Source organism: Anoxybacillus sp. (assembly GCF_036834105.1).
Classification (GTDB): domain Bacteria; phylum Bacillota; class Bacilli; order Bacillales; family Anoxybacillaceae; genus Anoxybacillus.
Genome location: NZ_DAITON010000135.1, coordinates 1 through 6,008, shown reverse-complemented (window position 1 = coordinate 6,008; position 6,008 = coordinate 1). Strand labels below are relative to the sequence as shown.

5 protein-coding genes, 2 rRNA genes and 1 other annotated feature are annotated in these 6,008 nt (G+C 41.8%); of the genes, 6 read left to right on the top strand and 1 reads right to left on the bottom strand.

The annotated features are described in order from the left end of the window. Positions 1–92: ribosomal RNA gene (locus V7Z64_RS11280) — 23S ribosomal RNA — on the top strand; the annotation flags it as partial. A gap of 66 nt (positions 93–158) precedes the next feature. Continuing rightward, a 5S ribosomal RNA gene (gene rrf, locus V7Z64_RS11275) occupies positions 159–275 on the top strand. A 20-nt stretch (positions 276–295) separates the two neighbouring features. On the opposite strand, the gene V7Z64_RS11270 is transcribed toward rrf, so the two are convergent. Beyond that, positions 296–1,000, bottom strand: coding sequence for a YaaC family protein (locus tag V7Z64_RS11270; protein WP_297990689.1), 705 nt, complete (start codon positions 998–1,000; stop codon positions 296–298). A 116-nt stretch (positions 1,001–1,116) separates the two neighbouring features. On the opposite strand from V7Z64_RS11270, the gene guaB reads away from it, so the two are divergent. The 4 genes from guaB (at position 1,117) to pdxT (ending at position 5,716) form a co-directional block, all read left to right on the top strand. Continuing rightward, positions 1,117–2,583 (top strand): IMP dehydrogenase, encoded by a 1,467-nt coding sequence (gene guaB, locus V7Z64_RS11265; RefSeq protein ID WP_297990690.1) that lies wholly within the window; start codon positions 1,117–1,119, stop codon positions 2,581–2,583. A gap of 155 nt (positions 2,584–2,738) precedes the next feature. Then, the gene (locus V7Z64_RS11260; protein ID WP_297990699.1) at positions 2,739–4,022 is read left to right on the top strand and encodes a D-alanyl-D-alanine carboxypeptidase family protein; all 1,284 of its coding nucleotides are present in this window, start codon (positions 2,739–2,741) and stop codon (positions 4,020–4,022) included. Between the two features lie 212 nt (positions 4,023–4,234). After that, a complete protein-coding gene (gene pdxS, locus V7Z64_RS11255; protein ID WP_297990692.1) occupies positions 4,235–5,119 on the top strand; it encodes a pyridoxal 5'-phosphate synthase lyase subunit PdxS in 885 nt (294 codons plus the stop codon). A gap of 18 nt (positions 5,120–5,137) precedes the next feature. Then, positions 5,138–5,716, top strand: a complete 579-nt coding sequence (pdxT, locus tag V7Z64_RS11250) for a pyridoxal 5'-phosphate synthase glutaminase subunit PdxT (RefSeq protein WP_297990693.1) — start codon at positions 5,138–5,140, stop codon at positions 5,714–5,716. Positions 5,717–5,772: 56 nt separating this feature from the next. After that, positions 5,773–5,988 (top strand) — a binding site (T-box leader). Positions 5,989–6,008 lie beyond the last annotated feature (20 nt).

Below are 6,008 nucleotides of genomic sequence, written 5' to 3'. Positions count from 1 at the left end.
ATCCCTTGAAGATGACAAGGTTGATAGGTCCGAGGTGGAAGCGTGGCGACACGTGCAGCTGACGGATACTAATCGATCGAGGACTTAACTAAACACACAAGAAAAGCGTAGGCTAACCTGTTATCTAGTTTTGAAGGAATCATCCTTCTATATGTTTGCTCGGTGACGATGGCGGAGAGGTCACACCCGTTCCCATCCCGAACACGGAAGTTAAGCTCTCCAGCGCCGATGGTAGTTGGCGGGACACCGCCTGCGAGAGTAGGACGTTGCCGGGCAAGAAGAGACCAAGACAAATTTAGTCTTGGTCTTTTTTATTATGTAACAAATAATGATATAAATAGGACGGTATTTTTCGTTCTGTCGCTTCTAAAAACTGTACAATGAAAGGGTACGCATCATTTGAATAACTGTGAAGAAGATCGTACCACCATTCCGTTTCATAACGACAAATCATACTTAAATTATAAAGCAACAAGTAGTGAGCAACGACTTCATGAATATGATGTTTGTCGCGTTCAGCTTTATGTTTAAAATACAGTTGAAATAAAGGTTGTAATTCCTCGACATGTTCTAACAGCTCTCTCATACAAAACTTTTCCCCATAGGCGTGTTTCACATGAAACATTTTTTCAGAAAAATAAGTAAACAGCCCGTGTTTTTGAATTTTTACTTCGTCTTTGAAAAAATCATAGTTTTGCTTTTTTCTCTTCCTTGTCGATACTCCGTGTGCTAGAACGGATGATGATTCAGGATAGTCGGCATGAATGGTTAACAAACAGGCTTTAAGAAGCTGAACATTTCCGTAAAATAATAAAACGGGTTTAATGGATAGCGGTGCTTCGTGGGCATTGTCATAAAACTTTTTTCCGTGTTGTAAGTAGTACATAAAAGGATAACAATTATCATAGCTTTTTTTTTCAGCATCCTCTCGACCTGCTTGTTTGTAACGCTCGAGTAAAAATTGATGCACAAAATTTGATGAATAAAATACTTCCCACATTGTAAGCTCTCCTTGTGTAATTAATCGAATTATCTAACATTTTTATGTTTTCTTGACAGGAAAAAGCGAAGTTGATACTCTACTAATTAATATTTCCAAAGTGAGGGGGAAAAACAATGTGGGAAACAAAATTTGCGAAAGAGGGATTGACATTTGATGACGTCCTTTTAATCCCAGCTAAATCAGAAGTGTTGCCTCGAGATGTTGATTTAAGCGTTGAACTAAGCCCAACCCTAAAGCTTAATATCCCAATTATTAGTGCAGGGATGGATACAGTAACAGAAGCTGAAATGGCGATTGCGATGGCGCGTCAAGGTGGATTAGGTATTATCCATAAAAACATGTCGATTGAACAACAAGCTGAACAAGTCGATAAAGTAAAACGTTCAGAAAGCGGCGTAATTACGGATCCTTTCTTTTTAACTCCTGAACATCAAGTGTATGATGCGGAGCATTTGATGGGCAAATATCGGATTTCGGGTGTTCCGATCGTCAATAATGCCGAAGAACAAAAGCTTGTCGGTATTATTACGAACCGTGACTTACGCTTTATTCAAGACTACTCCATGAAAATTTCTGATGTCATGACGAAAGAAAACTTAATTACTGCCCCTGTCGGCACAACGTTAGAAGAAGCGGAAAAAATTTTACAAAAATACAAAATTGAAAAACTCCCTCTCGTTGATGATCAAGGTGTGTTGAAAGGACTTATCACCATTAAAGACATCGAAAAAGTTATTGAATTCCCGAATGCAGCAAAAGATGAGAAAGGGCGTCTTCTTGTCGGGGCAGCTGTCGGGGTTACCTCGGATACGATGTTGCGGGTGAAAAAGCTTGTGGAAGCAAATGTTGACGTCATTGTAGTTGATACGGCTCATGGACACTCTAAAGGGGTGCTTGAAACAGTAAGGAAAATTCGCGACACATATCCGAAACTAAATATTGTTGCCGGAAATGTCGCGACAGCTGAGGCGACACGAGATTTGATTGAAGCAGGGGCGAACATCATTAAAGTCGGTATTGGTCCAGGATCGATTTGTACGACACGTGTTGTGGCAGGTGTCGGTGTCCCACAAATTACGGCTATTTATGACTGTGCAACGGAAGCGAGAAAATACGGTGTTCCAATTATTGCTGATGGAGGAATTAAATATTCTGGTGACATCGTAAAAGCTTTGGCGGCTGGAGGGCATGCAGTGATGCTTGGTAGCTTGCTTGCCGGCGTTTCTGAAAGCCCAGGGGAAACAGAAATTTATCAAGGCAGACGGTTTAAAGTTTATCGTGGTATGGGATCTGTCGGAGCGATGGAAAAAGGGAGCAAGGATCGCTACTTCCAAGAAGATAATAAAAAATTTGTCCCAGAAGGTATCGAAGGGCGAGTACCGTATAAAGGGCCACTTGCTGATACGATTTATCAGCTAGTTGGCGGGTTGCGTGCAGGAATGGGATATTGTGGAACGAAAAACCTGGAAGAATTGAGAGAAAAAACTCAATTTGTACGCATGACTGGAGCGGGATTAAGAGAAAGCCATCCGCATGATGTACAAATTACAAAAGAAGCGCCAAATTACTCGCTTATGTAGTAAGGAAACAAGTGCATGTACATAGACAGAGGTGGAAGATTCCTCTGTCTATTTTTTTTTACAAGAGTATGTTAAAATAACGGTTATGTAAAACAGAGTTGGAGGGTTCAAACGTGAAGGTATGGTACAAGAGCTTCATCATTTCCATTGTAGCAATGTTCTTGTCTATGGGATTACCGCAAAATATAAGAGCGGAAGAGGATGTGCTGAATATTGAAGCGGATGCCGCTATTTTAGTTGAAGCAGAAACCGGAAAAATTTTATATCAAAAAAACATCGATGCCGTTCTAGGAATTGCTAGTATGACAAAGATGATGACAGAATACTTGTTGCTAGAAGCAATTCATGAAGGACGCGTCAAGTGGGATCAAGAATATGCAGTAAGTGAGTATGTATATCAAATTTCGCAAAAGCGCGATTTGTCGAATGTTCCGTTGAGAAGAGATGGGAAATATACGGTGCGTGAATTATATGAGGCGATGGCGATTTACTCGGCGAACGGAGCGACAGTCGCCATTGCGGAAATTGTTGGCGGTTCAGAGACGAACTTTGTTAAGATGATGAATGAAAAAGCGAAGCAGTTAGGATTAAAAGATTATAAGTTTGTCAATGCAACCGGCTTAAATAACAAAGATTTAGGAGGATTGCATCCAGCTGGTAGCGGGGATAATGAAGAAAATGTTATGTCCGCTCGTGACGTGGCAACATTAGCTTATCATTTATATCATCAATTCCCAGAAATATTAGACACGGCAAGTATTCCGCGCAAGTTTTTTAGAGAAGGGACAGACGACCAAATTAAGATGGATAACTGGAATTGGATGCTTCCGGGACTTGTCGCAGCATACGAAGGGGTAGATGGCATTAAAACTGGATATACAGAATTTGCAGGATATTGCTTTACAGGCACAGCGGAGCGCAACGGTATGCGATTTATCACTGTTGTTATGAATGCGAAAACGAATGGCAAAGGGACGCATATGTCTCGTTTTCAAGAGACGAGAAAAATGTTAGATTACGCGTTTAGCAACTATACGGTGCAACAATTGTATCCAAAAGGATATATCACAAAAAAGCATGAAACAGTAGAAGCAAAGAAAGGTAAGGAAAAACAAGTTGCGGTTGCAACAAAACAACCATTGTCGCTTGTTATGAAGCGAGGGGAAGAAAAAAAATATAAACCTGTTGTCGTGATTGAAAAAGAAACGTTAACAGCTCCTGTGAAAAAGGGTCAAAAAGTAGGATATATGTATGTAAAATACGAAGGGACAGATTACGGATATTTAACGAAAGAAGGGGAGAAGGCTACACAGGTCGACATTGTGACAAAACAAGCGGTAGAAAAAGCGAACGGATTCATTTTAGCGATGCGGGCGATTGGTGAATTATTTAGTGACATTTGGAATGGTGCTTCAAATGCCATTAAAGGATTGTTTTAAAGCTCTCTTTTTAGAGGGCTTTAAAATTTTTATTGTGATTTTTTTAAAAATTGAGTTAAAATAAAAAAATGTAGCTAGTGTTTCTACACTTTTACCTAGTAAAAACGTATGCTAGAATATGGATAGTGTACTGAAGTGACGAATAGTTGTCGGGTAGCTTATTTTTCAGTACAATATCACAATAATGATATACATAATGGGAGGAATGAACGGTGGCGATTACAGGTACAGAACGTGTAAAACGCGGAATGGCGGAAATGCAAAAAGGTGGCGTCATTATGGACGTCGTTAACGCGGAACAAGCAAAAATTGCGGAGGCAGCAGGCGCAGTAGCTGTTATGGCGCTCGAACGCGTTCCAGCTGATATTCGTGCGGCAGGTGGAGTTGCACGTATGGCTGATCCGACTGTGATTGAAGAAGTCATGAAAGCAGTATCTATTCCTGTGATGGCAAAGGCGCGTATCGGACATTATGTTGAAGCGCGTGTGCTAGAGGCGCTCGGTGTAGATTATATTGACGAGAGTGAAGTATTGACACCAGCAGACGAGGAATTCCATATCGATAAACGTCAATTTACTGTGCCATTCGTATGTGGTTGTCGCGATTTAGGCGAAGCGGCCCGTCGTATTGCTGAAGGCGCATCCATGCTTCGCACAAAAGGTGAACCTGGAACAGGGAACATCGTCGAGGCGGTTCGCCATATGCGTAAAGTGAACGCTCAAGTGCGTAAAGTCGTCAGCATGAGCGAGGATGAGTTAATGACAGAAGCAAAAAATTTAGGAGCTCCATTTGAAGTACTATTACAAATCAAACGTCTCGGTCGTCTTCCTGTCGTTAACTTTGCGGCGGGCGGTGTCGCGACGCCAGCGGATGCGGCGTTGATGATGCACTTAGGTGCTGATGGTGTATTTGTTGGTTCAGGTATTTTCAAATCAGAAAACCCTGAAAAATATGCCCGCGCTATCGTCGAGGCGACGACTCATTACGAAGATTACGAATTGATTGCCCACTTATCCAAAGGATTAGGTGGGGCAATGAAAGGTATTGATATTTCTTCGTTGCTTCCTGAACAACGGATGCAAGAACGTGGATGGTAATGTAAAGGAGCAATGAAAATGGTGAAAATTGGAGTATTAGGATTACAAGGGGCTGTACGTGAACATGTGCGTTCGATTGAGGCTTGTGACGCAGAAGCTGTCGTTATTAAAAAGACGGAACAGTTAGCACATATTGATGGCCTCATCATTCCTGGTGGAGAAAGCACGACAATGCGTCGGCTCATGGATAAATACGGGTTTATTGAACCACTTAAACAATTTGCACGCGACGGAAAGCCGATGTTTGGAACGTGCGCAGGCTTGATCATTTTAGCTAAAAAAATTGTTGGTTATGATGAAGCGCATCTTGGCTTAATGGACATTACAGTCGAACGCAACTCATTCGGTCGCCAGCGTGAAAGCTTTGAAGCATCTTTATCTATTAAGGGAGTCGCAGATGACTTTATTGGCGTGTTTATTCGAGCTCCGCACATTGTGTCTGTAGGAGGCGATGTAGATGTACTTGCGACACACGAAGATCGGATTGTCGCGGCAAGACAAGGACAGTTTTTAGGTTGTTCGTTCCATCCGGAATTAACAGATGATCATCGCGTGACGCAATATTTTATCAACATGGTGAAAGAGACGAAAGAATAAACGGGTTGCATTTTGTTTAAACTTATAGTACATTATTTCCAAGAAAATGATATAACGAAAAAGCGATGATAGGAACTAGTAGCAAGCCCTCTTCCTTCCAGAGAGCCGATGGTTGGTGCGAATCGGCAGGAATGACTTGTGAATCCGTCCTGGAGCGAAATGCTGAACGCGTGAAGTTAGTAAGCATTTCCGGTGGGAACCGTTATTTTTCTCGAGTGGAAGACGGATGTCTTCAACTAGGGTGGCAACGCGGGAATGCTCTCGTCCCTTTCTTTTGGGACGGGAGTTTTTT